The 25,985-nt window shown below is 71.4% G+C and carries 27 protein-coding genes; 18 read left to right on the forward strand and 9 right to left on the reverse strand.

Annotated features, from left to right (window positions below; genetic code table 11):
- Window positions 1–129: 129 nt before the first annotated feature.
- Genes ABZS66_RS40545 through ABZS66_RS40555 form a run of 3 tightly spaced genes read right to left on the reverse strand, consistent with a single transcriptional unit; the run spans window position 130 to window position 1,465 of the window.
- Window positions 130–654, reverse strand: a complete 525-nt coding sequence (locus tag ABZS66_RS40545) for a dihydrofolate reductase family protein (protein WP_354767383.1) — start codon at window positions 652–654, stop codon at window positions 130–132.
- A gap of 5 nt (window positions 655–659) precedes the next feature.
- A complete protein-coding gene (locus tag ABZS66_RS40550) occupies window positions 660–1,124 on the reverse strand; it encodes an SRPBCC family protein (protein ID WP_354767385.1) in 465 nt (154 codons plus the stop codon).
- The gene (locus ABZS66_RS40555; protein ID WP_354767387.1) at window positions 1,121–1,465 is read right to left on the reverse strand and encodes a metalloregulator ArsR/SmtB family transcription factor; all 345 of its coding nucleotides are present in this window, start codon (window positions 1,463–1,465) and stop codon (window positions 1,121–1,123) included. Before ABZS66_RS40555 ends, ABZS66_RS40550 begins: the two co-directional genes overlap by 4 nt.
- A 127-nt stretch (window positions 1,466–1,592) precedes the next feature.
- On the opposite strand from ABZS66_RS40555, the gene ABZS66_RS40560 reads away from it, so the two are divergent.
- Window positions 1,593–2,123: a hypothetical protein gene (locus tag ABZS66_RS40560; protein ID WP_354767389.1), complete on the forward strand. Its 531-nt coding sequence runs from the start codon at window positions 1,593–1,595 to the stop codon at window positions 2,121–2,123.
- Complete coding sequence (thpR, locus tag ABZS66_RS40565) at window positions 2,120–2,689, forward strand: RNA 2',3'-cyclic phosphodiesterase (protein ID WP_354767391.1); 570 nt, start codon at window positions 2,120–2,122, stop codon at window positions 2,687–2,689. Before ABZS66_RS40560 ends, thpR begins: the two co-directional genes overlap by 4 nt.
- Before the next feature lie 23 nt (window positions 2,690–2,712).
- Here the strand turns inward: thpR and ABZS66_RS40570 are convergent, their stop codons facing one another.
- The 4 genes from ABZS66_RS40570 to ABZS66_RS40585 form a co-directional block, all read right to left on the reverse strand.
- Entirely contained in the window at window positions 2,713–3,699 is a 987-nt protein-coding gene (locus tag ABZS66_RS40570) for an aldo/keto reductase (RefSeq protein ID WP_354767393.1), read from the reverse strand.
- A 306-nt stretch (window positions 3,700–4,005) separates the two neighbouring features.
- Window positions 4,006–5,109: a septation protein SepH gene (gene sepH, locus ABZS66_RS40575; protein ID WP_354767395.1), complete on the reverse strand. Its 1,104-nt coding sequence runs from the start codon at window positions 5,107–5,109 to the stop codon at window positions 4,006–4,008.
- A gap of 119 nt (window positions 5,110–5,228) precedes the next feature.
- Window positions 5,229–6,347: a phosphoserine transaminase gene (gene serC, locus ABZS66_RS40580; RefSeq protein WP_354767397.1), complete on the reverse strand. Its 1,119-nt coding sequence runs from the start codon at window positions 6,345–6,347 to the stop codon at window positions 5,229–5,231.
- 175 nt (window positions 6,348–6,522) lie between these two features.
- The gene (locus ABZS66_RS40585) at window positions 6,523–7,629 is read right to left on the reverse strand and encodes a citrate synthase 2 (RefSeq protein WP_354767399.1); all 1,107 of its coding nucleotides are present in this window, start codon (window positions 7,627–7,629) and stop codon (window positions 6,523–6,525) included.
- A gap of 192 nt (window positions 7,630–7,821) precedes the next feature.
- On the opposite strand from ABZS66_RS40585, the gene pdxH reads away from it, so the two are divergent.
- The 13 genes from pdxH to ABZS66_RS40650 all read left to right on the forward strand — a co-directional run bounded on the left by pdxH (window position 7,822) and on the right by ABZS66_RS40650 (window position 20,785).
- Window positions 7,822–8,436 carry a pyridoxamine 5'-phosphate oxidase gene (gene pdxH, locus ABZS66_RS40590; protein ID WP_354767440.1) on the forward strand — a complete coding sequence of 205 codons (615 nt, stop codon included), beginning with the start codon at window positions 7,822–7,824 and terminating at the stop codon, window positions 8,434–8,436.
- Window positions 8,437–8,438: 2 nt separating this feature from the next.
- Complete coding sequence (locus ABZS66_RS40595) at window positions 8,439–9,704, forward strand: MFS transporter (RefSeq protein ID WP_354767442.1); 1,266 nt, start codon at window positions 8,439–8,441, stop codon at window positions 9,702–9,704.
- A 16-nt stretch (window positions 9,705–9,720) separates the two neighbouring features.
- Entirely contained in the window at window positions 9,721–10,653 is a 933-nt protein-coding gene (locus tag ABZS66_RS40600; RefSeq protein WP_354767401.1) for an aldose 1-epimerase family protein, read from the forward strand.
- 60 nt (window positions 10,654–10,713) lie between these two features.
- Window positions 10,714–11,331 (forward strand): nitroreductase family protein, encoded by a 618-nt coding sequence (locus tag ABZS66_RS40605; RefSeq protein ID WP_354767403.1) that lies wholly within the window; start codon window positions 10,714–10,716, stop codon window positions 11,329–11,331.
- Between the two features lie 67 nt (window positions 11,332–11,398).
- Entirely contained in the window at window positions 11,399–11,689 is a 291-nt protein-coding gene (locus tag ABZS66_RS40610; RefSeq protein WP_190249067.1) for a type II toxin-antitoxin system VapB family antitoxin, read from the forward strand.
- 77 nt (window positions 11,690–11,766) lie between these two features.
- Entirely contained in the window at window positions 11,767–12,933 is a 1,167-nt protein-coding gene (locus ABZS66_RS40615; RefSeq protein WP_354767405.1) for an acyl-CoA dehydrogenase family protein, read from the forward strand.
- 82 nt (window positions 12,934–13,015) lie between these two features.
- On the forward strand, window positions 13,016–13,810 hold the full coding sequence (locus tag ABZS66_RS40620) for a DUF4230 domain-containing protein (RefSeq protein ID WP_354767407.1): 795 nt from the start codon (window positions 13,016–13,018) through the stop codon (window positions 13,808–13,810).
- A gap of 160 nt (window positions 13,811–13,970) precedes the next feature.
- Window positions 13,971–15,299, forward strand: coding sequence for an ABC transporter ATP-binding protein (locus ABZS66_RS40625; RefSeq protein WP_354767409.1), 1,329 nt, complete (start codon window positions 13,971–13,973; stop codon window positions 15,297–15,299).
- Window positions 15,300–15,354: 55 nt separating this feature from the next.
- Window positions 15,355–16,416 carry a hypothetical protein gene (locus ABZS66_RS40630; protein ID WP_354767411.1) on the forward strand — a complete coding sequence of 354 codons (1,062 nt, stop codon included), beginning with the start codon at window positions 15,355–15,357 and terminating at the stop codon, window positions 16,414–16,416.
- Between the two features lie 27 nt (window positions 16,417–16,443).
- Window positions 16,444–16,908, forward strand: a complete 465-nt coding sequence (locus tag ABZS66_RS40635) for a DUF4442 domain-containing protein (RefSeq protein ID WP_354767413.1) — start codon at window positions 16,444–16,446, stop codon at window positions 16,906–16,908.
- Window positions 16,909–17,012: 104 nt separating this feature from the next.
- Window positions 17,013–18,488, forward strand: coding sequence for a glycoside hydrolase family 3 protein (locus ABZS66_RS40640; RefSeq protein ID WP_354767415.1), 1,476 nt, complete (start codon window positions 17,013–17,015; stop codon window positions 18,486–18,488).
- A 58-nt stretch (window positions 18,489–18,546) separates the two neighbouring features.
- Window positions 18,547–19,272, forward strand: coding sequence for an LppX_LprAFG lipoprotein (locus ABZS66_RS40645; RefSeq protein WP_354767417.1), 726 nt, complete (start codon window positions 18,547–18,549; stop codon window positions 19,270–19,272).
- Window positions 19,256–20,785: an MFS transporter gene (locus ABZS66_RS40650; protein ID WP_354767419.1), complete on the forward strand. Its 1,530-nt coding sequence runs from the start codon at window positions 19,256–19,258 to the stop codon at window positions 20,783–20,785. Before ABZS66_RS40645 ends, ABZS66_RS40650 begins: the two co-directional genes overlap by 17 nt.
- 17 nt (window positions 20,786–20,802) lie before the next feature.
- On the opposite strand, the gene ABZS66_RS40655 is transcribed toward ABZS66_RS40650, so the two are convergent.
- Window positions 20,803–21,003, reverse strand: a complete 201-nt coding sequence (locus ABZS66_RS40655) for a PspC domain-containing protein (protein WP_354767420.1) — start codon at window positions 21,001–21,003, stop codon at window positions 20,803–20,805.
- Between the two features lie 227 nt (window positions 21,004–21,230).
- Here ABZS66_RS40655 and ABZS66_RS40660 point away from each other — a divergent pair, with 227 nt between their 5' ends.
- On the forward strand, window positions 21,231–22,418 hold the full coding sequence (locus ABZS66_RS40660; RefSeq protein ID WP_354767422.1) for an esterase-like activity of phytase family protein: 1,188 nt from the start codon (window positions 21,231–21,233) through the stop codon (window positions 22,416–22,418).
- A gap of 41 nt (window positions 22,419–22,459) precedes the next feature.
- On the opposite strand, the gene ABZS66_RS40665 is transcribed toward ABZS66_RS40660, so the two are convergent.
- Window positions 22,460–22,783, reverse strand: a complete 324-nt coding sequence (locus ABZS66_RS40665; RefSeq protein WP_354767424.1) for a DUF6401 family natural product biosynthesis protein — start codon at window positions 22,781–22,783, stop codon at window positions 22,460–22,462.
- A gap of 105 nt (window positions 22,784–22,888) precedes the next feature.
- Between ABZS66_RS40665 and ABZS66_RS40670 the strand changes: the two genes are divergently transcribed.
- Together ABZS66_RS40670 and ABZS66_RS40675 are read left to right on the forward strand one after the other, a co-directional pair.
- Entirely contained in the window at window positions 22,889–23,338 is a 450-nt protein-coding gene (locus ABZS66_RS40670; RefSeq protein WP_354767426.1) for a DUF6328 family protein, read from the forward strand.
- Between the two features lie 102 nt (window positions 23,339–23,440).
- Window positions 23,441–25,951, forward strand: coding sequence for a glycoside hydrolase family 9 protein (locus ABZS66_RS40675; protein ID WP_354767428.1), 2,511 nt, complete (start codon window positions 23,441–23,443; stop codon window positions 25,949–25,951).
- Window positions 25,952–25,985 lie beyond the last annotated feature (34 nt).

A 25,985-nucleotide genomic window follows, 5' to 3' on the forward strand; every position in this document is an offset into this window, starting at 1 on the left:
CGAGCTCGCTCGGGCCCGACGGGCACGCGGCCGTGGACGCCCTGCTGACCCGGGCGGCCGACGAAGGCCTCGTGCCCGCGACGCCGCTCGTCAAGGGCTAGAGGTTCGCCGGCCGCCGGGGCGGTCGGGTCAGTCGACCGAGAGCGGCTCGTACGTGTTGCGCACGACGCCGTTCGGGAAGGTCGTCGAGGACTTCAGGCGCATCCGGACGTGGCCCAGGCCGTGGAACGGGCGGGCCGCCTCGCTCCAGACGACCGGGTGGACCCAGAAGCGCACCTCGTCCACCAGGCCGTGCTTGAGCAGTTCGAAGGCGAACTCCCCGCAGCCGTACGTGAGCAGGTTTCCCGTGGCCTTGAGCGCGCGCACCGCGTCGGGCAGGTTGCCCTTGATCGGCTCGGCGTTCCAGGTCAGGGAGTCGGCCGGGGTCCTCGACGCCACGTGCTTCGGCATGGCGTTCACCCGGTCGGCGAAGGCGCCCGGCGTGGCCGTCCAGATCGGGGCCAGCGCCGCGTAGGTCCTGCGGCCGAGCAGGAAGGCGTCGGCGAGGCGGACCTCGTCCTCGCCTGCCTGCTCGTGCTCGCCGCCGCCCTCGTACCAGCCGATCGCCGGGCCGATGCTCGCGTCGGCCGACATCTGCGCGGTGATGGCCAGCATGCCCGTCAGAGCTTCTCCAGGTAGGCGGCCAGGGCGTCGTAGGAGGTGCCGGCGCCCTCCGCCATGCCCGAGGCGGCCATGCCGTCGCGGTCCTCCTTGGTGTCGAACCGGGTCAGGCTGGTGATCGTGGTCTTGCCGTCCACCTCGGTGAACTCGATCGTCTCGACGCACACGTGGCCCGGCATGCCCTCGAACTCGAAGCTCCAGACGATCCGCTCGGGCTCCTGGATCTCCAGGTACTCACCGCGGAAGGCATACTCCTCGCCGTCGGCGTGCTCCACGAACCGGTACTTGCCGCCGGGGCGGAAGTCCATCTGGATGTCGAGCGGGTTGCCTCGGCCCCACCAGTGCTTGATGTGCTCGGGGTCGGCGTGGGCGGCGAACACGAGGGCGCGCGGCGCGTCGAACGCGCGCACCATCTGGATCTCCAGGTCGGACGGCAGGGTCACGGTCAGGTCGTCGCGGCTCATGGTTGTTCCTCCTGTCGGGTGGGTTCCTTCTGCAGGCGTTGCAGGTATTCACCGAGGCGGTCGTAGCGCTCCTCCCAGAACCGCTCGTAGCTCGCGATCCAGTCGGCCACTTCCCGCAGCGGCGCGGCGTCGAGGCGGCACGGGCGCCACTGCGCCTCCTTGCCGCGGGTGATCAGGCCGGCCCGCTCCAGCACCTTCAGGTGCTTGGAGATGGCCTGGAGGCTGATCGGGAACGGCTCGGCGAGCTGGTTGACCGTCGCCTCGCCCTCCGCCAGCCGGGCCAGGATCGCCCGCCGCGTCGGGTCGGCGAGCGCGCCGAACACCTCACTCAGCCGGTCCACTGCTCTCGCCTTCTCAACCACTCGGTTAATTAACTCCTGGGTTGAATATGCTCCGGCCCGGCCCCGATGTCAACCCCGTTCGGCAAATCGGTAGCGATCGCTGTGGGCGCGGGCTTAGCCTCGAAGCGTGGGCGTGTTGCACGGCCTACTCGTGGTCGGTGCCATTGGGCTCATCGCCGTGGCGCCGTGTCTGGTCTGCCTGCTGCTCATCTCGGCCGACGAAATCCTGGAACGGGCCTGGCGGCTCGTGCGCCGCCGGCTGTGGCCGCGGCGGAAGGAGCGCTCGGTGCTCGGCGGCCGGTGGACCGAGACCCGCATCGGGCGGCGCTGGCAGCTGAGCCGGCTGGGCCGCGGCGTCCAGGAGCTCACCGCGGGCGAGCGGCCCGCGCCGTCGTGCCCGCCGATCGAGCAGGTCGCCGGGGATCTCCGGCGGCTCAACCGGCTGCGCGGCGGGATCGCGCTGCGCTCGCCGGTCTGGTTCAACGCGGTGCAGCACGCGTACGACGAGGGGCTGCGGACCGCCTGCCGGCAGCTCGGGGTCGAGGAGCACCTCGACGAGCTGCACGGGGTCGACCTGGACCTCGAGCGCCTGCGCCTGGAGGGCGAGCTCCAGCGTGCCGGGCTGGTCCTGCGCGACGCGGGGGCTCAGCAGCGTTGAGGCTGTTCATCGGGGCGTACCCGCCGCCGGACGTCCGCGCGCACTTCGGCGCGACGGTGGGCCGGCTGGCCGTGGCCCAGCCGATGCCGCCTGGCCGCTCCACCCGCCTCGCCGCGCCCGAGCGGTGGCACATGACGATCGCGTTCCTCGGCGACGTGCCGGACGACCAGGCCGACCTGGCGGCCGAGGTGCTCCAGCAGGTGACGGCGGAGGCGCCCACGGTGCGGATCGCGGGCGGCGCGCGGTTCGGGCGCGGGAGGTTCACCACCCTGCTGGCCGATGTCCGCGAGCAGGATGACGGATCGCGGCTGGCCGCGCTCGGCGACACGGTGCGCAGGGCGCTGCGGCGCAACCGGCTGCCGTTCGACCGCAAGCCGCTGCGGCCGCACGTCACGATCGCCCGCCCGGGGGACCGGATCGGCGCCGCCGAGCTCGCCGACGACCTGGCGATCCTCGACGCGTACGAGAGCCCGCTGTGGACCATCGACGAGCTGCGGCTGGTGCGCAGCTTCCTGGGGCCGGACCCGGCGTACGAGGCCGTGGCGACGGTGACGCTGGGCAGGTAGCCCAGCGCCACCGCCGAGGCGAACTACCAGGCCCAGGCCTCGGGGCCGGGGCCACCCTTGCCGACCGGCGGGAACAGCTCGTCGAGGCGGGTCAGGGTCGCCTCGTCCAGCTGCAGGTCGAGCGCGCCGAGCGTGCTGTCGAGCTGGTCGAGCGTGCGCGGGCCGATGATCGGGGCGGTCACGCCCTCCTGGGCGAGCAGCCAGGCCAGCGCCAGGTTGGCCGGGTCGGCGCCGAGCTCCGCGGCCAGCTTCTCGAACGCCTCGATCGACGCGCGGTGCTGCTCCAGGTCGTCGGCGGCCCGGCCCTCGCCGGACCGCCCGGCCGCACCCGCGGCCAGCTTGGCCAGGGCGCCGCTGAGCAGGCCACCGTGCAGCGGCGACCAGGGGATGATGCCCAGTCCGTACTGCCGCGCCGCCGGCAGCACCTCCAGCTCCACCGTGCGGGCCATGAGGTTGTAGATGCACTGCTCGGCGACGAGCCCCAGGAAGTTGCGGCGGTGTGCCGACTCCTGCGCGGCGGCGATGTGCCATCCGGCGAAGTTGGAGCTTCCGACGTACAACACCTTCCCCTGGGCGACGAGGACCTCCATCGCCTGCCAGATCTCTTCCCAGGGTGTACTGCGGGAAATGTGGTGCATCTGGTACAGGTCGATGTAGTCGGTCTGCAGGCGGCGCAGCGAGGCGTTGGCCTCGGCGATGATGTGGCGGGCGGAGAGCCCCTGGCCGTTGGGCCAGTCCTGCATCTTCCCGTAGACCTTGGTGGCGAGCACGACCTTCTCGCGCCGGCCGCCGCCCTGGGCGATCCAGCGGCCGATGATGTGTTCGGTGACGCCTTCGCCGAGCTTCCAGCCGTAGACGTTGGCGGTGTCGAAGAAGTTGATGCCGTGCTCGAGCGCGCGGTCCATGATCGCGTAGCTGTCCGGCTCGCTGGTCTTCGGCCCGAAGTTCATGGTGCCGAGGCACAGCCGGCTGACCGACAGTCCGGTCCGCCCGAGGTTCGTGTACTCCATGGACCCCAACCTATCCATGCGCCGGCCCGGTCCGCCCCAAGATCGAGGGAAACATCTGGCTGTCATAGCGACCAGAAGTTTCCCACGATCATGGCGGCACGGCGACGCGGCGCGATCACCGCAAGGCACGCGACCAACCGCACGGCGTGCGAGCGTCCGGCGCGGCCGGAGGTCGCGGGTTCTTGGGGCGACGGCGGTGGCAGCGTCCGTGGCGCCGGGGCGGATGCACCGGCGGCACGAGCGGTGTCTGGCGGGAGCGACGGTCGTGCCTTGCACGGACCCGAGTCATGAGACGCGGGAGCGGCGTCAGCTGGTCTCGCGGGCGGCAGGCGCGCCGCCGAAGAGCACGTCGTCCCAGCTCGGGAGGCGCTTGCGGGGCTTCTCCGACGTCGCCGACGGCTGGTCGACCGGGCTCGCGGCCGACGTCGTGTTGCGGCGGGGACGCAGGACGGCCAGCGACGGGACGGCCGGGATCTCCTTCGACTGGTCGCTGTCGTCGTCGAACGGGGAGCGGCCGATCAGGGCGGCGGCGCCGCGGGCGCGGGTCTCGCCCTGCGTGACCGGGGGCGGGGTCACCACCGGTGGCTCGTCGACGGCGGTGCGGCGCTCGCGCTCCGAGCCCAGCGGGCGGTCCAGCGAGGCCAGCAGGGCGTCGCGGCCCGCGCGGATCGGGTCGGTGCCCAGGCCGCGGCCGCCCGGACGGCGCTCCGGGGTCGCCGGGCGCATCGGCTCGTGACCGCCGGTGCGGACCGCGTCCGGGCGCAGGCCGAGGTCGCCGCGGGAGGACTCGCCGCGGTTGGGCAGGTGGCGCTCCGGAGCGGGGGGCTCCTGGCCGAGGATGTGCGGGGCGCGCTCGGTGCAGAGGTACTGCGCCATGTCGTCGTGCGGCGCGACCAGCTGGCGGGCCTTGTCGAGCTCCCACACCGCCTGCGCGGTCGCCTTGCCGCTCGGCCACGTGGCGGTGATGCGCCAGGTGCCGTCCTCGCGGCGGTACGCGTCCCAGGAGATCTTGTCGGTGTCGATGCCGTGCTGGCCGAGCCGGGAGTCGACGACCTCGGCCAGGGAGGCGCCCTTCGCGGACGTCTTCAGGCGGGTGCGGCGGGCGTGCTGGGCCAGCATCGCGCGCTCCTGGAGGACCGGGCCCGCGTAGCGCAGGACCCGGTCGACCGGCACGCCCGCGACCCGCGCGACCTCCTCGGCCGACTCGCCGGAGCGGATGCGGGCCTGGATGTCGCGCGGGGCGAGCTGCGAGGAGCCCGTCTCGATCGTGGTCGTCGGGTGGTTGTGATCGGGGCGCAGGGCGCTGTGCACGCGTTCGTCGATGGGCAGGGCAAGCAGCCGCCCAACCTCGTCCGCCAGGACGAATGCCTGGCCGTCCTCCGAGAGGGCGACGAATCGCACAGGCCGCATCGCGTGCCTCCGTCCCACCCGCTGCAGGCGCCTTTCGGCCGACGCCTTCGAGTCACAGTACGGCAACCCTAGCTGGAACTACGCGCGCCGCGCCGACAGAAAAGCGGAAACGGGGCAGATCAGAGGCGCTCGATGACGTAGTCGATGCAGACGGTCAGCGCCTCGACGTCCGAAGGGTCGATGGCGGGGAACATCGCGACGCGGAGCTGGTTGCGGCCCAGCTTGCGGTACGGGTCGGTGTCCACGATGCCGTTCGCGCGCAGGACCTTGGCCACGGCGGTGGCGTCGACCGAGTCGGCGAAGTCGATCGTGCCGACGACGTTGGACCGCACGGCCGGGTCGGCGACGAACGGGGTGGCGACCGGCGAGCGCTCGGCCCAGCCGTACAGGATGGCGGCCGACTCCTCGCTGCGCTTGGCCGCGAACGAGAGCCCGCCGCCGGCCAGCATCCAGTCGACCTGCTCGGCGGCGAGGAAGATCGTGGCCAGCGCCGGGGTGTTGTAGGTCTGCTCCAGCCGCGAGTTGTCGATGGCCGTCTGGAGGTCGAAGAAGTCCGGGATGTACCGCCCCGACTCCTTGATCTCCGCCGTGCGCGCGATCGCGGCCGGCGACATCAGCGCGATCCAGAGGCCGCCGTCGGAGCCGAAGCCCTTCTGGGGTGCGAAGTAGTAGACGTCGGTCTCGTTCAGGTCGACCTCGAGGCCGCCCGCGCCGGAGGTCGCGTCGGTGATGTGCAGTGCGCCCTCGTCGGTGCCGGAGAGCCGCTTGACCGGCACCGCGACGCCGGTCGAGGTCTCGTTGTGGGGCGAGCAGTACGCGTCGACGCCCTCCTCGGCGCGCAGGAAGGCGCCGGTGCCGGGCTCGGCCTTGACGACCGTGGGCTCGCCGAGGAACGGGGCCTTCTTGGCGGCCGAGGCGAACTTCGCGCCGAACTCGCCGAAGCTGGCGAACTGCGCGCGGTCGCGGATGAGGCCGAAGACGGCGACCTCCCAGAACGCCGTGCTGCCGCCGTTGCCCAGGACGACCTCGTAGCCGTCGGGGAGGCTGAACAGCTCGGCGATGCCGCGGCGCAGCCGGGCGACCTCGTCGCGGACCGTCTTCTGGCGGTGGCTGGTGCCGAGCAGGCTGGTGGCGACGCCGGCGAGCGCCTGCACCGCCTCGGGCCGGACCTTGCTCGGCCCGGAGCCGAACCGTCCGTCGGCGGGCTTGAGCTCGTCGGGAATGCGAATCTCGGCCATGAAACGACTCCGGGGTGCGGCGGCGGGCGGGTCCCTGCGGATCCTGCCATCAATGCCGCCGGCACCCCGGCCTATTTGAACGATGACGCGACGAGCGTCACACCCGTCGCCTACGCTGCGCTTCGGCGACGGGCGGTCGAGCTGCCTCTCCGCTGCGCTCCGAACCGCTCACGGGTCACACGTCGTGCGGGATCTGGTCCCAGCCCTCGACGTCCTGGGGCTTGCGCGGGCCCGGGCCGACGTAGAGGGCCGACGGGCGGACCAGCCGGCCGAGCTCCTTCTGCTCCAGGATGTGCGCGCTCCACCCGGCCACCCGGGCGCAGGTGAACATCGACGTGAACATGTGCGCGGGCACCTCGGCGAAGTCGAGCACCACGGCCGACCAGAACTCCACGTTGGTGGCGAGCACCCGGTCGGGCCGGCGAGCGTGCAGTTCCTCCAGCGCCGCCTTCTCCAGCGCCTCGGCGACCTCGAAGCGCGGCGCGCCGAGCTCCTTGGCCGTGCGCCGCAGCACGCGGGCGCGAGGGTCCTCGGCGCGGTACACCCGGTGGCCGAAGCCCATCAGGCGCTCGCCGCGGTCGAGCACGCTCCTGACGTACCCCTCGGCGTCGCCGCTGCGCTCGACCGACTCGATCATGCCGAGGACGCGTGACGGCGCGCCACCGTGCAGCGGACCGGACAACGCGCCGATGCCGGACGAGATGCACGCGGCCGCGTCGGCACCCGTCGAGGCGACGACGCGCGTGGTGAACGTGGAGGCGTTCATGCCGTGCTCGGCGGCGGAGATGAAGTAGGCGTCGACCGCCTTCACGTGCCGCGGGTCCGGCTCGCCCCGCCAGCGGCGCATGAACCGTTCCACAATGGTCGACGCCTTGTCGATCTCCTTCTGCGGTACCGCGGGCAGCCCGAGCCCCCGGGCGGACTGTGCGACGAAGGAGAGGGCGGTGACGCTGACCCGCGCCAGGTCCTCGCGGGCCTGCGGGGTCTCGATGTCGAGGAGCTGGCCCAGGCCCCAGTAGGGCGCCAGCATGGCCACGGCGGACTGGACGTCGACCCGGATGTCGCCGGAGTGCACCGGAACCGGGAACGGCTCAGCGGGCGGAAGACCAGGGCCGAACTTCCCGTCGACCAGCAGCGCCCAAACGTTTCCGAAGGACACCTGGCCGATGAGATCCTCGATGTCGACGCCGCGATACCGCAGCGCGCCGCCTTCCTTGTCGGGCTCCGCGATCTCGGATTCGAAGGCGATCACGCCCTCGAGTCCCGGCTTGAAATCGGACATCTCGCACTCCTGCTGTTACGGGGTGTCGGACAGTTTGTTACCCGCCGGTGTTCTCCCTGCCATCTTCGCCCCATTCGGTGGGGGTTGCCGACTGAACGGAGGCTCAGATGTGTCATACGTGACACATCTTCACGCATTTCTGAACGGCAGAGGAAGGATGTGAGCGTGAAACCCAGCACATCGCCGCAAGATTTGTCGCGCATGCGGATGGAGTACGACGGCGAACTCACGGAAGCGAACCTCGCCGAGGACTGGCTGACCCAGTTCGCCACCTGGTTCGCCGACGCCGTCGAGTCCGACGTCCCGGAGCCCAACGCGATGCTGCTGGCCACCGCGTCCGCCGACGGGCGGCCGTCCGCGCGCACGGTCCTGCTCAAGGGGTACGACCAGCGCGGTTTCACGTTCTTCACGAACTACGGCTCGCGCAAGGGCCGCGACCTCGACGCGAACCCGCGCGCCTCGCTGGTCTTCCCGTGGTACGCCATCCATCGCCAGGTCATCGTGGAGGGGAGCGTCGAGAAGGTCCCGCGCGAGGAGACGGCCGAGTACTTCGCGGTCCGCCCGCGCAGCGCGCAGCTGGGCGCCTGGGCGAGCCCGCAGTCGAGCGTCATCGCGTCCCGCGCGGAGCTGGAGCGCCGCTACGCCGAGGCGGCCGAGCGGTTCGGCGACGGCGAGATCGAGCCGCCGCCGCACTGGGGCGGCTACCGCCTGGCGCCCGAGACGGTGGAGTTCTGGCAGGGCCGCCCCAGCCGGCTGCACGACCGCCTCCGCTTCACCCCCGCCGGCGTCGAGCGGCTCGCGCCGTGACGCTGGCCGACGAGGAGCGCGAGCAGCAGAAGAGCAAGGAAAGCTGGATCCGCCGCCACGCCATCGACGTCCGCCCGCTGCGCCACGTCGCGTACCGCCGGCTGTTCCTCGGCAACGCCATCTCCTTCTTCGGCGTCCAGTTCACCGCCGTCGCCGTGCCGGTCGAGGTCTACGCGATCACCAAGTCGGCGCTGTGGGTCGGTATCGCCAGCTTCGTCGGCCTGATCCCGCTGATCCTGTTCTCGCTGTGGGGCGGCGCGATCGCCGACGCGTTCGACCGGCGCAAGGTGCTGATCGTCAGCTCGCTGCTCATGTGGGTGACCACGATCGGCCTGCTGGTCCAGTCGCTGCTGCACCTGGACAACGCCTGGCTGATGCTCGCCCTCATCGCCGCCCAGTCGGCGGCGTTCGGCGTGAACAGCCCGGTGCGCCAGGCGATCATCCCGGCGCTGATCGACGACGAGGAGGTGGCGTCGGCCCAGACGCTGAGCTTCACGGTGTCGAACATCGCCGCGATCGGCGGCCCGGTCGGCGCCGGCCTGGTGATCGCCGCCGCCGACTTCTCCGCCGCGTACGCGATCGACGCCGTCCTCTTCACCGTCGCGCTGTGGGCGGCGCTGCGGCTGCCGTCGGTCCCGCCGACGCCGGGCGGGACCAAGACCACGGGCGGCCTGCGGGACGTCCGCGACGGCCTGCGCTTCCTCGCCGGCCACAAGCTCATCCTGCTCACGTTCGCGATCGACATCGCGGCCATGGTGCTCGCGATGCCGAAGGCGCTGTTCCCGGCCGTGGCCGACCAGCGCTTCGGCGAGAGCTCGCTGGGCTGGCTGTACGCCTCGATCGCCATCGGCGCCGCGGTCGCCGGGCTGACGTCGGGGTGGATCGGGCGGGTGCACCGGCGGGGGATCGCGTTGGTGCTCGCCGTCGTCGGCTGGGGCCTCGCCGTGGCGGCCGCCGGAGCGGTGCCGTGGCTGTGGGCATGTGTAGCTTTCATGGCGGTCGCGGGTGCGGCGGACATGATCAGCGGGGTGTACCGCCAGACCGTCCTCCTCAGCGCGCCCGACGAGATGCGCGGCCGGCTGCAGGGCGTCTTCTTCGCCGTGGTGGCCGGAGGTCCACGTCTGGGTGACCTTCGGGCCGGCTCGGTGGCGGACGCGACCGGGGTGACGTTCTCCTGGGTCAGCGGCGGCATCGCCGCGGCCGTGGTCGCCGTAGCCCTTGGCCTGTGCTTCCCCGTGCTCCTCCGTTACACCGACCGGTCGGTGTAACGATATTGTCGCGACCATGGACACCGCCGCTGCGCAGCGCTCGCTCGCCCCATCCGGTACACAGTGGACGATCGCCTCGGGCGGCCACGAAGCAGTCATCGTCGAGGTGGGCGGTGGCGTTCGCAGCTACACCGTCGACGGCCGTGACGTCGTGGCCGGCTACGCCGAGCACGAGCGGGCGGTCGGCTCCGCCGGGCACGTGCTGGCGCCCTGGCCGAACCGGATCCGTGACGGGCAGTACGCGTTCGCCGGCGCGCACTTCCAGCTGCCGCTGACCGAGCCGGAGCGGCACAACGCGATCCACGGGCTGGTGAACTGGTCCCGGTGGTCGCTCGTCGACGCGACCCCCGAGAGCGTGACGCTGGAGCACGATCTCGTGTCGCAGCCGGGGTACCCCTGGCCGCTGCGCCTGCGGACCACGTGGTCGGTCGGCGACGGGGGCCTGCGGGCGACCCACCAGGTGACCAACGCGGGTGACACGGCGGCCCCGTTCGGCCTGGCCACCCACCCGTACGTGGTGGTCCCCGGCGTCCCGGTCGACGACCTGCACCTGCGGGTGCCGGCGCGCAGCCGGGTGCTGGTCGACGCGCGCCTCCTGCCGATCGGCGGCGGGCCGGTCGCCGGCACCGAGTACGACTTCACGGAGGGGCGGCGCCTCGGCAGCACCGTGCTCGACACGGCCTTCGGCGAGGTGGACGCCGACGCCGACGGTGGCACCCAGGTCGTCGTGACCGCGCCCGACGGGCGGGGCGTCGCCGTCTGGGCCGACGCCTCCTTCACCTGGTGGCAGGTCTACTCGTCGGACACCCTCCCGGCCGACCGCTTCCGCAAGGCGCTGGCGATCGAGCCGATGACCTGCCCGCCCGACGCGTTCCGCTCGGGTCGCGACGTGGTGGTCCTGGAGCCGGGAAGCACGTGGCAGGGCACCTGGGGGATCCGCACGATCTAGGTGACTGCCTGCCCGATTCGGCCGGGGCCTATCAGCTCTGGGCCCGGTTAATCTCAACCCGTGGAACTTTCGGATGTGATCCGCCGGCGGCGGATGGTGCGCAACTACGACCCCGATCGCCCGGTGCCCGCGGAGCTGGTCGACAAGCTGCTCGGCTACGCCGTGCACGCGCCGTCGGCCGGCTTCTCGCAGGGCTGGGAGTTCCTGGTGCTCGACACCCCGGCGGCCCTGGAGCGGTTCTGGGCGGTCACCACGCCCGAGGACGCGCTGCCGTCGGGCTGGCTGGAGGGCATGAGCCGGGCCCCGGTGATCGTCGTGCCGCACAGCCACCGCAACGCCTACCTGGACCGTTACGCCGAGCCCGACAAGGGCTGGACCGACAAGGACGAGGCCCGCTGGCCGGTGCCCTACTGGCACATCGACACCGGCATGGCCAGCCTGCTGGTGCTCCTCGGCGCGGTCGACGAGGGCCTGGGCGCGTGCTTCTTCGGCATCCCGCCGGCGCAGATCCCCGGCTACCGGGCGGAGTTCGGCGTGCCCGAGGCCTACACGCCGATCGGCGCCATGACCGTCGGCTACCGGGCCCAGGACAAGAAGTCGCCGTCGCTCAAGCGGGGCCGGCGCGAGGCCACGACCGTTACTCACCGTGGCCGGTGGACCACCAGCGCCGAACTGTGACCGCGCAGGGCGCCGGAACTGTCGCACGTTGTCGGTACCCTGGCACGGTCAGGGGGGTGAAACGTTCATGATCTTCAAGGCGGTCCGCGACGGTCGGCCTTATCCGGAGCATGGGCTGACGCTGAAACAGTGGTCCGAGATTCCGCCGCGGCCGGTGCGGCTCGACCAGCTCATCACCACCAAGCGCGAGCTCGCACTGGACAAGCTGCTCGCCGAGGACTCGACGTTCTACGGTGACCTGTTCCCGCACGTGGTGCAGTGGGAGGGCGGCCTCTACCTGGAGGACGGTCTGCACCGGGCGCTGCGGGCGGCATTGCAGCAGCGTACGTCGATCCACGCCCGCGTGTTACAGGCGTGAGGGGGTCCGGCCGCGAGTGACAAATCCGGCCGGGACTTGCCACCGGGCCGCGGGTGAACGGTGCTTAAGCTGTTCGGGTGACCACGCGACCGCTGGACCTCATCGACGTCGATGCCCTGCACTCCGAGGAGGAGCTCGCCATCCGCGGGGTGGTGCGGCGCGTCGTGGACGACCACGTCCGGCCCAACGTCGTCGAGTGGTATGAGCAGGGGCAGGTGCCTGTCCGCGACCTGGCGCTGGAGTTCGCCAAGGTCGGGTTGCTGGGCATGCACCTGCACGGCTACGGGTGCGCCGGCGCCAGCGCCGTCGCCTACGGGCTCGCCTGTCTCGAGCTGGAGGCCGGCGACTCCGGTGTGCGCAGCCTCGTGTCGGTGCAGGGCTCCCTCGCGATGTACGCCATCTGGAAATTCGGCTCCGACGAGCAGAAGGACGAGTGGCTGCCCCGGATGGCGGCCGGCGAGGCGATCGGCTGCTTCGGGCTGACCGAGCCCGACCACGGCTCCGACCCGGCGTCGATGAAGACCCGGGCCCGCCGCGACGGCGACGACTGGGTTCTCGACGGCGGCAAGATGTGGATCACCAACGCGCCGCTCGCCGACGTCGGCGTGGTCTGGGCCCGCACCGAGGAGGGCATCAGCGGCTTCGCGGTGCCGATGGACACGCCTGGCGTGACCGCCCGCGAGGTGCACCACAAGCTGTCGCTGCGCGCCTCGTGCACCGGCGAGATCGTCCTCGACGGCGTCCGGCTCCCGGCCAGCGCCCAGCTGCCCCTCGCGCGCGGCCTGAAGGCCCCGCTGTCGTGCCTGACCGAGGCGCGTTACGGGATCGTGTGGGGCGCGCTCGGGGCGGCCCGCGACAGCCTCCACACGGCCCTGGACTACGCCGGCTCGCGGGAGCAGTTCGGTCGGCCGATCGCCGGGTTCCAGCTGACCCAGGCCAAGTTCGCCGACGCCGCCGTCGAGCTGCAGAAGGGCTACCTGCTGGCGCTGCACCTCGGGCGCCGGGCCGACCGCGGGGAGCTGCGGCCGGAGCAGGTCAGCGTGGGCAAGCTCAACAACGTGCGGGAGGCCCTGGCGATCGCCCGCCAGTGCCGCACGATCCTCGGCGCCAACGGCATCAGCGCCGAGTATCCGGTGATGCGCCACGCCGCCAACCTCGAGACGGTGCTCACGTACGAGGGCACCTCGGAGATCCATCAGCTGGTCATCGGGCAGAAGCTGACGGGCATCGCCGCCTTTGCCTGAACACGGGCTGAGATCGACTCGCGACGTTTTGCGGTGCGCCTTACCTTGATAGGGAGAAGATCCTCCCCGAGGAGTGGCGATCATGGCCCGCAACGACGACGACAAGGTCCCCTCCTCCGAGGAGCCGAAGGACCCCAAGACTTCCGAGTACCCCGAGATCACCGGCCCGGAGATCGGCGACACGCTCGACCCCCGGCCCAACCCCGAGCCCGTCGTGGTCCCCGTGAAGCAGGGCGGCGGGGCCATGCGCGGACTCTTCTGGCTGGTCGCCACCATCGGCCTCGTCGTCGCCCTCGTGCTCGGGGCCAAGACGATCGGGCTGTTCCCCGACCTCAAGAACCCGTTCGCCGAGGAGCAGACCGACCGCAGCGGCCCCGCGCTGCTCAAGTCGGTGCAGGACCTCAGCCAGTTCGTGGCCGCCGAGGGCAACTTCGAGGTCATCGTCGACGTGCAGAAGGACCGCAAGTACATCCCGGACTTCCTGCTCAACGAGCGGATCCTGTTCGTCGCGGCCGGATCGGTCGAGGTCTACGTCGACTTCGCCAGCATCGGCCAGGGCTCGGTCAAGGAGTCCGAGGACCGCCGCTCGGCGGAGATTACGCTGCCGGCGCCGCAGCTGCGCCCGGTGCGCATCAACAATGAGCGAAGCTACGTGTACTCCGAGGAGCGTGGCGTCTTCAACCGCATCGGCGACGTGTTCAGTTCGGACCCGAATCGTCTCCAGGAGGTCTACCGGCTCGCCGAGACGAAGATCGGCGATGCCGCCAAGGAGGCTGACCTGGGCAAACGGGCCGAGGAGAACACCCGGAAGATGCTCCAGCAGTTCCTCGCCGCGCTCGGCTACACATCGGTGACGGTAAACTTCCAGGCTAGCTGATCACCGGGATGAACTGGCAGGTTCCCTAACGGTGATTGCGCGGTAACACCCCGAACACTGGTCATTTACCCGATGGACCAACTTGCGTGCTCCCCATCACAGTACTTGACTCGGGGTAACTGGTTGATCCGCGATCTGCTGACCTGGGGCGGAGGTGACGGTGGCTACCGTCGCGCTCAAAGATGTGATGAAGGTGTTCGCCGACGGCACCGTGGCTGTCGATCGTGTGAATCTTGACGTGGGACAGGGCGAGTTCATGGTGCTCCTCGGTCCCAGTGGCTGCGGCAAGTCGACGCTGCTGCGCATGGTGGCCGGCCTGGAGGACCCCACCTCCGGTGCCATCATCATGGACGGCGAGCTGGCCAACGACCTTCCGCCGCGGGAACGGGGCGTCGCGATGGTCTTCCAGGACTTCGCCCTCTACCCGCACATGACCGTCGGTGAGAACATCGGCTTCCCCCTGCGGCTGTCCGGCGTCGAGCCGCAGCCGCGGGCCGAGCAGGTCGCCGAGGTCGCGAGCGCGTTGGGCATCGGCGACGTCCTGGCCCGCAAGCCCGGCCAGCTCTCCGGTGGTCAGCGCCAGCGGGTCGCAATGGGGCGGGCCATCGTGCGCCGGCCGAAGCTCTTCCTCATGGACGAGCCGCTGTCCAACCTGGACAGCGGCCTGCGGGCCGAGCTGCGCGCCGAGATCTCAGGCCTGGTGCGGGAGCTCGGCGTCACCACGATCTACGTGACCCACGACCAGGCCGAGGCACTGACCATGGCCGACCGGGTCGCGATCCTCCGCAAGGGGGTCCTGCAGGACGTCGGGACGCCGACGCAGGTGTACGGGCGGCCGGCCACCCTGTACGTGGCCGCCTTCCTCGGCAGCCCGCGCATGAACCTGCTCGAGGCCGAGGTGTACGTGCACCTCGACCGGCACATCGCGCTGCACATGGGCGACCAGGTCCTCCACCTGCCGTGGAACGACCTGCGCTCGCGTCAGGTCGCGCACTTCCACGGCGAGCGCATCGTGATCGGCGTGCGGGCCGAGGCCCTGACGCCGGTGCCCGACACCACCTCCGGCGACGTGCTGCGGGGCCGGATCCGGTATCTCGAGCACCACGGCCACGAGTCGCTGGCCTTCCTCGACATCGGCGCCACGGCGGTCATCGTCGACGAGATCGGCAAGCCGCCGACGGACGTGCCGATCAACGGTGGCGGCCTGCGCAAGTTCGTCAGCAAGCTCACCGGCCGCGGCGGCGGCTCGGACGAGGTGGAGCTCGTCGGCGCCGGCGTCAACGGCCGCGGCGGACCGCGCCGCGCCGCCCAGCGGGAGAGCGTGCTGAGCGACCCCGGCCGCCACCACCGCCGCCCAGCCGAGCTGGCGGTGCGACTCGCGCCGTACCCCGCGGTCACGCATGGTCACCCATTGACGGTGGCCGTCCGGATGGAGGCTCTGCACTTTTTCGACGAAAGGGGACAACGCATCGATGTGGGGTGGCGCTGAGTGATGCGCGTCGCATAGCCTGCCGCCAACTTCGACGGAGTAGGGGGAAGCTCCGATGGCAACACATGGCGAAGCCGGCAGCGGGCTGCTCATCATCGAGCGGATTCTGCGTGACCGGGATTCCATCTGGCGGCAGATCGGCGAAGAGCGCGATCTCGGAAGACTCACCAGACAGATGCTGTACAGCTCCGTGGTGGCACTGGCCTGCTACGGAGCGGTGCTCGGCGCCTCCAACAGCGTGTTACAGGCGGGAGTGTCGGCGCTCAAGCTGCCACTGCTGTTCCTGACCACGCTGGCCATCTGCCTGCCCACGCTGTACCTGTTCAACCTCGTGTTCGGTGCGCGGTTGCAGGTACGGCAGGCGCTGGCACTGGTCATGGTGACGATCACCGTCACGTCCGTGCTGACGCTGGCGTTCGCGCCGATCAGTCTGTTCTTTCTGATCACGGCGTACAGCTACTCGTTCTTCAAGATCCTGAACGTGGGCATCCTGACGCTCGCGGCGTTCGTCGGCCTCCGGTTCCTGACCGGTGGCATGCGCACGCTCAACGAGCAGACGGCGGCGCTGGCGGGCGCGCGGCGGCGCGAGCGCGAGGAGCAGGCGCGGGCGGAGCAGGCCGAACGCGAGCGAGCGGAGGCGCTCGCGCTGGCCGAACTGTCCGCGGCGGAGACCGGGGCGGACGGCGACGAGCCGGACGCCGTGGAGGTGCCGGTTCCGGCGACGGTCGGGACCAACGGGACGGGCGCCAAGCCGGCGGCCGCACCGGTGTCGGCGGTGCCGGTCTCGCCGGGGCCGCAGCAGGCGATGCCGGTCCTGCCGCCGTACCCGATGCAGCCCCAGCCGGTGCTCATGCCGGACGGGCGGCTGGCCTTCCCGGTCCCTGCCCCGGCCCCGCGGCCGCGGCCGGTCCCGGCGGAACTCGCCCCCGGCGAGCGGCCGGCCAGCATGGCCCTGCTCAACGTCTGGATCCTGCTGTTCGGGTTCGTCGGCACGCAGCTCGCCTGGACGCTGCGGCCGTTCTTCGGCGAGCCGCACGAGAAGTTCGAGATCTTCCGCGAGATCGAGGGCAACTTCTACGTCAACATCGTGCACGCGATCGGCGAGCTGTTCACGTAGGTTGCTACCCGCCGGTAACATGCCGGCATGACCGTTGACGCCACGGCGCTCGCCGCCGGACTGATTTCGGCGGTGCCGTTCGCACGTACCGTCGGCATCGAGATCACCGATGTGACGCTCGATGCCGGCGGGGTGCGTGCAGTCGCCACCCTGCCGGACGAGGAACGCCTGCACAACCACGTCGCCGGGCCCCACGCCGGCGCACTGTTCGCCCTCGGCGAGACCGCCTCGGGGGCCGTCGTGATGGCCGCGTTCGGCCAGCACCTGTCGCTCGGCACGCCGCTCGCCGTGCGGGCCGACATCGCCTATCACAAGCTCGCCCGAGGCCCGGTCACCGCGACCGCCACGCTCGGCCGCGGCGTCGACGAGGTCCTCGCCGAGCTGGCCGCCGGCGAACGTCCCGAGTTTCCGGTGACGATCGAGATCGCCCGCGAGGACGGCGCCGTGACGACGGTGATGACCGTCGTGTGGACAATCCGCCCACATCGCTGACCTGCGACCGCACCGCGTCCGGGGCGTTAACTACTGGAAGGTTTCTTGACTATTACCGAGCTGTGATGTGACCATTCTCGCCAGGTGCGAAGGGTGGTTCACGCATGGATGCAAGTACGGGGGCCGATCTGGCCGGCATGGCGGATGCCGTGCTCCAGCCGGGATTCATGGGCAAGGAGCCACCACCGTGGCTGCGTCGCCGCCTCGCCGAAGGGCTGGGCGGCGTTGCTCTCTTCGCCCGCAACGTCGTGGATCGCGACCAGGTCGCCGAGCTGACCGCGGCGCTGCGGGCGGAGAAGCCCGACGTCATCGTCGCGATCGACGAGGAGGCCGGCGACGTCACCCGCATCGACGCCCACATCGGCAGCCCGTGGCCCGGCAACCTCGCCCTCGGCGCGATCGACGACCCGGCCCTGACCCGCGAGGTCGCCGGCCACATCGGCCGCGACCTGGCGTCGGTCGGCATCACGTTCGACTACGCGCCGGACGCCGACGTCAACTCCGACCCCAACAACCCGGTCATCGGCTCGCGCGCGTTCGGCGCCGAGCCGGAGCGGGTCGCCCGGCACACCGCGGCCTGGATCACCGGCCTCCAGGAGGCCGGCGTGGCCGCCTGCGCCAAGCACTTCCCGGGCCACGGCAACACCAGCGTCGACTCGCACCTGGACGTGCCGATCATCAAGGCCAGCCGGGCCGACCTGGAGGCCACCGAGCTGGTGCCGTTCCGCGCCGCGATCGAGGCCGGCGTGCTCGCGGTGATGAGCGCCCACCTGCGGGTGCCGGCGATCGACGCCGACCTGCCGGCCACCCTGAGCCGGCGCATCATGACCGACCTGCTGCGCGGCGAGCTCGGCTTCGACGGCCTGATCGTCACCGACGGCATCGAGATGCGCGCGATCTCCGACCGCTTCGGCATCGCCCGGGCGACCGTCATGGCCCTGGCCGCCGGCGCCGACGCCATCTGCGTCGGCGGCGACCACGCCGACGAGGAGACGGCGACGATGCTGCGCGACGCGATCGTCGCCGCCGTGCGCGCGGGCGAGCTGCCCGAGGAGCGCCTGACCGACGCGGCCGCCCGGGTCGCCCGCCTGGCCGGCTGGTCCGCCGCCGCGCCGAAGATCGCGCCCGACCCGCGCGCCGCCGAGCTGGGCCTGTCCGCGGCCCGCCGCGCGCTGCGCATCACCGCCCCGGACGCGGCGTTCCCGATCGCCGCGAACCCGTACGTGATCGAGTTCCAGCCCCAGCTCAACTTCGCCATCGCACCGGAGACGCCGTGGGGCCTCATCGCCCCGCTGGCCGAGCTGCTGCCGGAGACCGCGGGCGTGCGGCTGTCGTCGGAGGAGGGCCTGCCGTCGGCGCTGGGAGCGTCTGGCGGCCGGCCGCTGGTCCTCGTCGTCCGGGATCCGCATCGGTACCCCTGGATGGCCGACGCCCTGCGCGCCGCCCTCGCGGCACGGCCGGAGGCGGTGGTCGTGGAGATGGGTGTCCCGGCCGACCCGCGCGGCGAGCGCCACATCGCCACGTTCGGCGCCACGGCCGCGTCCGGCCGCGCGGTCGCGGAGCTGCTCGCCGGCCGCTGACCCGGACCGCTCAGCGTCGGCTCAGGCGGGGATTTCGCCGGGCGTCTAGCATGCCGGTATGCCCCGCTCCCAGACCCGCCCCGGTGCCGCCCTGATCGCCGCGCTCGCGGTGCTGGTCGTGGCCCTCGCCGGATGCTCCAGCAAGAAAGACGACAAGGAAGGCCAGGCCGACCCCAACCTGCCGGCCGCCGCCGGGCTGCTCAAGGAGTCGTCGACGGCGATGGCCGGCATCAAGTCGGCCAAGTTCCTGATCACCGCCGACGGCACCATCGCCGGCGTCGCCCTGAAGCGCGCCGAGGGCGTGCTGACCAAGGAGGGCAGCGCCGAGGGCACGGCCCAGGTCGAGCAGATGGGGACCAACGTCGAGCTCGCCTTCACGATCGTCGGGCAGACGATGTGGCTCAAGGGTCCGACCGGCACCTACCAGCAGCTGCCGCTCGCGCTCGCCGCGACCGTGTACGACCCGTCGGCGATCCTCAACCCCGACAAGGGCATCGCCAGGGTCGTCGCCACCGCGACCGACAGCCGGACCGAGGCGACGGAGACGGTCGAGGGGCAGGAGACCTACCGCGTCTCGGCCAAGTTCCCGGCCGAGTTCCTGTCCAACATCGTGCCCGGCGTGACCGGCAGCATCCCCGGCAAACTGTGGATCGCCAAGGACGGCAAGCGGGTGCTCAAGGCCACGTTCGAGCTGCCGGCGGTCGGTGACGCGAAGGGCGGCACGGTCACCGTGACGTTCAAGGAGTTCGACGCGACCGTGAACATCAGTGCTCCACAGCAGTGAGACGGTCGCGCCGGAGATAGGCCGGCCGGAGAAGCGCCGCCTGGCCATCGGGGTCGGCGGCGCGACGGTGCTGCTCGCGGCGCTCGACGCCTACGTCGTCGTGGGCGTGCTCACCGACATCCTCGACTCGCTGCACATCGCGGCCAACCGGCTGGAGCAGGTCACGCCGGTCATCACCGGGTTCCTGCTCGGGTACATCGCCGGCATGCCACTGCTCGGCTCGCTGTCCGACCGCTTCGGGCGGCGGCCGGTGCTGGTCGGCTGCCTGGTCGGCTTCGCCGCCGGGTCGGTGCTGACGGCTGCCTCGGGCGACTCGGTCTGGCTGCTGACCTCCGGACGGACCGTGCAGGGGCTGGCCGGCGGCGCGCTGCTGCCGGTGACGCTCGCGCTGGCCGGCGACCTGTGGGCCGAGCGGCGCCGGGCGACCGTGCTGGGCGCGGTCGGCGCGGCGCAGGAGCTCGGCAGCGTGCTCGGGCCGCTGTACGGCGTCGGGGTCGCGGCGCTGCTCGGCGGCTGGCGGGGCATCTTCTGGCTGAACCTGCCGCTGGTCGCCGTCGCGATCGTGCTCGTGTGGGTGGCGCTGCCGAAGACCCGGGCGGCGCCGGCGGTACACCGGCGGAAAACGGATCTTGTCGGAGGAACGCTGCTCGCGCTGGCCCTCGGGGCGGCCGTCGTCGGCCTCTACAACCCGGACCCGGAGCGGTCGGTGCTGCCGCCGTGGGGGCCGTGGGCGCTGCTCGGCGCGGTGGCCGGCGCGGTGCTGTTCGTCCTCTGGGAGCTGCGCGCCGAGCACCGGCTGATCGACCTGGCCGGCGTCGCGAAGCGGCCGTTCCTCGGCGCGCTCGCCGCGAGCTTCTGCGCGGGCGCCGCGCTGATGGTGACTCTCGTCGATGTCGAACTGGTCGCCCAGACGCTGCTGGGCAAGCAGGGGATCGACGCGACGCTGGTGCTGACCCACTTCCTGATCGCGCTGCCGGTCGGCGCGGTGCTCGGCGGCTGGCTGGCCGGGCGGATCGGCGAGCGGTGGGTGACGCTCGCCGGCATGCTGGTGGCGGCCGCCGGCTACTTCCTGGTCGCGGGCGCGCTGCAGTCGTCGATGCTCCAGTGGTACCTGGTGATCGCCGGCTTCGGCCTCGGGCTCGTGATCGCCCCGCTCTCCGGCGTCGTGCTGCGCGCGACCCCGCCCGGCGAGCACGGCGTGGCATCGTCGTCGGTCGTCGTCGCCCGCATGATGGGCATGCTCGTCGGGGTCGCCGCGCTCACCGCCTGGGGCCTGCACCGCTTCCACGAGCTGACCGCCGGCCTGCAGTTCCCGCTGGTGTTCGGGCAGCCGGCCGACGAGCAGCGCCGCCTGATGGACGCCTACCGGGCGGCCCTGCAGGACGCGCTGCGCACGGAGTACCGCGAAATCTTCCTCGTCACCGCGGTGCTCTGCCTGCTGGGGGCGGCGGCCGCCCTCCTGCTGACGTTCAGGGGCGACCGCAGTCCCGCGCCGGCGAGCAGACCGCAATGAGGCGCAGCGCCGGCCGCTCAGCGGTAGCTGCGCGCCTTGTTCTCGTCCGGCATGAGCACCCACAGCACGATGTAGATCACGAACTGCGGGCCCGGGAGCAGGCACGAGATCGCGAAGATCAGCCGCATGGTGTTCGGCGAGATGCCGAAGCGGCGGGCGAGACCCGAGCAGACGCCGGCGATCCAACGGTTGTCACTGGGCCTGACGAGACTGGACATCACGAGCTCCTTCATCGACGTGTACCTCAACGGTAGAAATGCCCGGCCACCCCGCCCTCCAACCTTTGACGGAACTTTGCGCGGCAGCCCATTAGGGATTCGTCCGCACGGGGTGAACCGCTCCGGCGTGGCGGTGGGCGATCTTTCCTTGGCTGGCGGGTGCCGTCCCGGCGCCCGCCAGCTCATATTCAGGCCTGGTTCACGCCGCGTCCCTAGCGTCGCGAACCATGGAAAACCTTCGACGGATCGGCGTCGGCGTCGGCCTCGGCGTCCTGACGCTCGCCATCGCCGCGCCGAGCGCCTCGGCGCACGGCACCTTCGGTCAGGCCACGCTGACCGGCTGGGCCGCGCTGCCGGCCCGCACGTTCGTGTCCGCGAGCGACCCGTCCGGGTCGCTGCTCGGCGGCACCCCGTCCAACGGCGTGACCCCGCCGTTCGACGACCAGCCGATCCAGGGCTTCAGCGGCATCGTCCGCAACGGCGACGGCACGTTCGAGGTGCTGTCGGACAACGGCTACGGCAACAAGGCCAACAGCGCCGACTTCGTGCTGCGCATCCACCGCGTCGCTCCCGACTACGGCAAGAAGACCGTCGACGTGCTCGGCGGCATCAACCTGACCGACCCGAACAGCTTCGTGCCGTTCCCGCTGACCCGCGCCGACCGGGTGCTGACCGGCTCGGACTTCGACGTCGAGTCGATCCAGCGGGCCAAGGACGGCTCGTACTGGATCGGTGACGAGTTCGGCCCCTGGCTGCTGCACTTCGACCGGGCCGGCCGCCTGCTCCAGGCGCCGATCCCGCTGCCGGACGTGCGCGCGCCGGAGAACCCGGCCGGCAACCCGAACCTCAACAGCAGCAAGGGCTTCGAGGGCCTGGCCCAGTCGCCCGACGGCCGCAAGCTGTACGCCCTGCTGGAGGGCATCGTGGCCGGCGACCCGGCCGGCGCGCTGCGCTTCAACGAGTTCGACACGGTGAAGCAGCAGTACACCGGCAAGCGCTACGTCTACCAGCTCGAGGACCCGGCGAACGCCATCGGCGACGCGATCGCCGTCGACGAGGACCGGTTCCTGGTGATCGAGCGGGACAACGGCCAGGGCGCCACGGCCGTCTTCAAGCGGATCTACCTCGCCGACAAGCGCGACCGCAACCGCGACGGCAAGATGGACAAGACGCTGGTCGCCGACCTGATGAACCTGGCCGACCCGCGCCACCTGGGCGGCACCTCGAACGTCTTCACGTTCCCGTTCACGACCATCGAGGACGTCGTGATCCTCGACGACCGCACGCTGGGCGTGGTGAACGACAACAACTTCCCGTTCTCCAGCGGCCGCACGCCGGGCCAGCCGGACAACAACGAGTTCATCACCATCCGCCTGACCGACTCGCTGCACGCCGACAAGCGCTTCCTGAACTAGGTGCTCCGGGCGCGCCTCCGGCCGAACGCCGGGGGCGCGCCTCAGCAGTGGGTCAGCGTGCAGACGGCCAGCAGGCGGAGCATCGGCCACGTCGGGGCCGACCAGTCGTCGAGGGTGTCGCCGGACTCGCGGGCCGCGTCGCGGATCGCCGCCGCGTAGCCGGCCAGCGCCACCGGGTCGAGCAGCGTCCCGCCCAGCGACTCGCGGATCGCCGCCGCGTGCTGGTCGAGGCGGGCGAGCAGGTCGGGCCGGGCGGCCACGGCCGCGTGGCCGGGGCGGCCGACCGTGGTGGCGAGCTCGGTGAGGCCGGCCCGGGCGATCCAGGCTCGCCGACCGGCGGTCAGTTCATCGAAGGGGGCACTCACGCCCGCGACCATAAGCCCGGCATGCAAGACCGCGCATCCCCGACATGCCGGGAGTCGGCCGATCGTCAGGTTCCATCGGTTGGTTTGTTGGGTATTTGCACCCGCATGGCCGATCGCGACGAGACCCCCGAAGAGCGTTTCGACCGGAACTGGAACGAGCTGCTGCAGGAGCTGCGGGTCGCGCAGACCGGGGTGCAGTTCCTCTTCGCGTTCCTGCTGATCCTGCCGTTCAACCAGCGGTTCGAGACGATCACCGACGTCCAGCGTGCAACGTACATCGCCACGCTGCTGTTCACCGCCGCCGCCACGGTGTGCCTCATCGCCCCCGTGAGTCACCACCGCATCCTGTTCCGGCGCGGGCGGAAGAAGGAGCTGGTCAATGTCTCCAGCAACCTCGCCGGGGTTGGCCTGGTGTTTCTCTGGCTGTCGATCGTCGGCGCGGTCTTCCTGATCTTCGAGGTCGTGGTGGGCATGTCGTGGGCCGTCGCCGTGGCGATCGCCCTCGCCGTCGCATTCATCACCATCTGGTACCTCGTGCCCGTGCTCAAGAGGTAGTTGACACCGCACTGTGCGCTGCGACACAGTGGGAGCGCTCCCAATTCCCTTCCGCCACAAGGGGTGTCTGTGCAGCGTTCTCTGTTAGCCGCCGGAGCGGCGGTGATACTGGTCGTTCCGTTGACGGCCTCCGCCGCGTACGCCGAACCCGCAGAACAGATCGTCAACGGAACCTTCGACAGCGGTACCGATCCGTGGTGGTGGACCGGCAACGCGCCGGCGAGCGTCGTGGGCGGGCGCCTGTGCGCCACGATCCCGGCCGGCACCACCAACCCGTGGGACGCCATCATCGGGCAGAACGCGATCAACCTCCAGGCCGGCGAGTCCTACCGGCTCGCGTTCGAGGCCAGCGCGACGGTTCCGGTGACGGTACGGGCCAACGTCCAGCTCGCCGACCCGCCGTACACGCAGGAACTGTCCGCCCTGCCGGCGCTGACGGCGCAGCCGCAGCAGTTCAGCTACACGTTCACGGCCGCCGCCGACACCACCGCCGGCCAGGTCGCGTTCCAGGTCGGGGGCAGCGCCACCGCGTGGACACTGTGTCTCGACAACGTCTCGCTGCAGGGAGGTGCCCCGCCACCCGTGTACGTCCCCGACACCGGCCCCCGCGTGCGGGTCAACCAGGTCGGCTACCTCACCAACGGCCCCAAGCAGGCCACCGTCGTGACCGAGGCGACGGCCGCGCTGCCCTGGCAGCTGCGCAACACCGCCGGCGCGGTGGTCACGAGCGGCACGACGACCCCGCGGGGCGTCGACCCCACGTCCGGCCAGAACGTCCACACGGTCGACTTCAGCGGCTACCGTACGGCCGGCACCGGGCTGACCCTGACCGTCGACGGCGAGACCAGCGTGCCCTTCGACGTGGGCGTCAACGCCGCCTACGAGAAGCTCCGCGTGGACGCGCTGTCGTTCTACTACACCCAGCGCAGCGGCATCGAGATCCTCGACAGCATCGCGCCCGGCTACGCCCGCAAGGCCGGCCACGTGGGCGTCGCGCCGAACCAGGGCGACACCGACGTGCCCTGCCAGCCGGGCGTCTGCGACTACCGGCTCGACGTGCGCGGCGGCTGGTACGACGCCGGCGACCACGGCAAGTACGTCGTCAACGGCGGCATCTCCGTCTACCAGCTGCTGAGCACGTTCGAGCGGACCAAGCTGGCCGCGAGCCGGGCCGACAGGCTCGCCGACGGCTCGCTGCGCATCCCCGAGCACGGCAACAAGGTCCCCGACGTGCTCGACGAGGCGCGCTGGGAGCTGGAGTTCATGCTGCGCATGCAGGTCCCGGCCGGTCAGCCGAAGGCCGGCATGGTCCACCACAAGGTCCACGACCAGGCCTGGACCGGCCTGCCGCTCGACCCGGCGGCCGACCCGCAGCCGCGCGAGCTGCACCCGCCGTCGACGGCGGCGACGCTCAACCTGGCGGCGACCGCCGCGCAGGGCGCCCGGCTGTTCCAGCCCTACGACAAGGCGTTCGCGGCGAAGCTGCTGGCCGCGGCCCGCACCGCGTACGCGGCGGCGGTGGCCAACCCGGCGATCTACGCCCCGGCGTCCGACGGCATCGGCGGCGGCGCGTACGACGACAACGACGTGACCGACGAGTTCTACTGGGCGGCCGCCGAGCTCTACCTCAGTACCGGTGAGAAGGCCTATCGGGACGCGGTCGTGGCGTCGCCGTGGCACACCGCCGACCTGTTCCGCCCGGAGGCGTTCGACTGGAAGTTCACCGCGACGGCCGGCCGGCTCGACCTGGCCACCGTCCCCAGTGGACTGCCCGACCGTGACCGGGTGCGGCAGTCGGTCGTCGACGGCGCCAGGAAGTACCTGGCCACGCTGCAGGCCAGCCCGTACGGCATCACCTATGCGCCCACCGGCGGCAAGTTCGACTGGGGCTCCAACAACCTGGTGCTGAACAACCTGGTGGTGGTCGCGACCGCGTTCGACATCAGCGGCGCGGCGCAGTTCCGCGACGGCGTGGCCGCCGGCATGGACTACCTGCTGGGCCGCAACGCGCTCAACCAGTCGTACATCACCGGCTACGGCGAGCGGGCGTCGAAGAACCAGCACTCGCGGATGTACGCGCACCAGCTCAACCCGGCCCTGCCCAACCCGCCGGCCGGCTCGCTCGCGGGCGGCCCGAACTCGTCGATCCAGGACCCGGTGGCGTCGAAGCTGCTCGCGGGCTGCGCGCCGCAGTTCTGCTACATCGACGACATCGAGTCGTGGTCGACCAACGAGATCACCATCAACTGGAACTCGACCCTGTCCTGGGTGGCCTCGTTCCTGGCCGACCAGGGCGAGGGCGGCCCGGCCGCCGCGCCGGTCTGCTCGGTGTCGTACGGCAAGCTGCTCGACTTCGGCGGCGCGTTCATCGCGCAGGCGACCGTTCGCAACACCAGCGGCCGCACGCTGAACGACTGGAAGCTGCGCTACGCGTACACCGGCGCGCAGAAGGTGGACCTGGCCGTCAACGGCACGGTCCGCCAGACGGCGGCGTCGGTCGAGGTGAGTCCGCGCCAGTCGCGGCTCCGCCCGGGCGAGTCGACCACGATCCTGCTGGTCGGCCGCGTGGACTGGGGCCCGAACGCGACCCCGGCGTACTTCTCCTGCGCCTGAACCCCGCGATCTTGGAGTTGTGGTCGTGCCTTTC

This window comes from Dactylosporangium sp. NPDC005572, assembly GCF_040605515.1.
In the GTDB taxonomy this organism is placed as follows: Bacteria; Actinomycetota; Actinomycetes; order Mycobacteriales; family Micromonosporaceae; genus Dactylosporangium.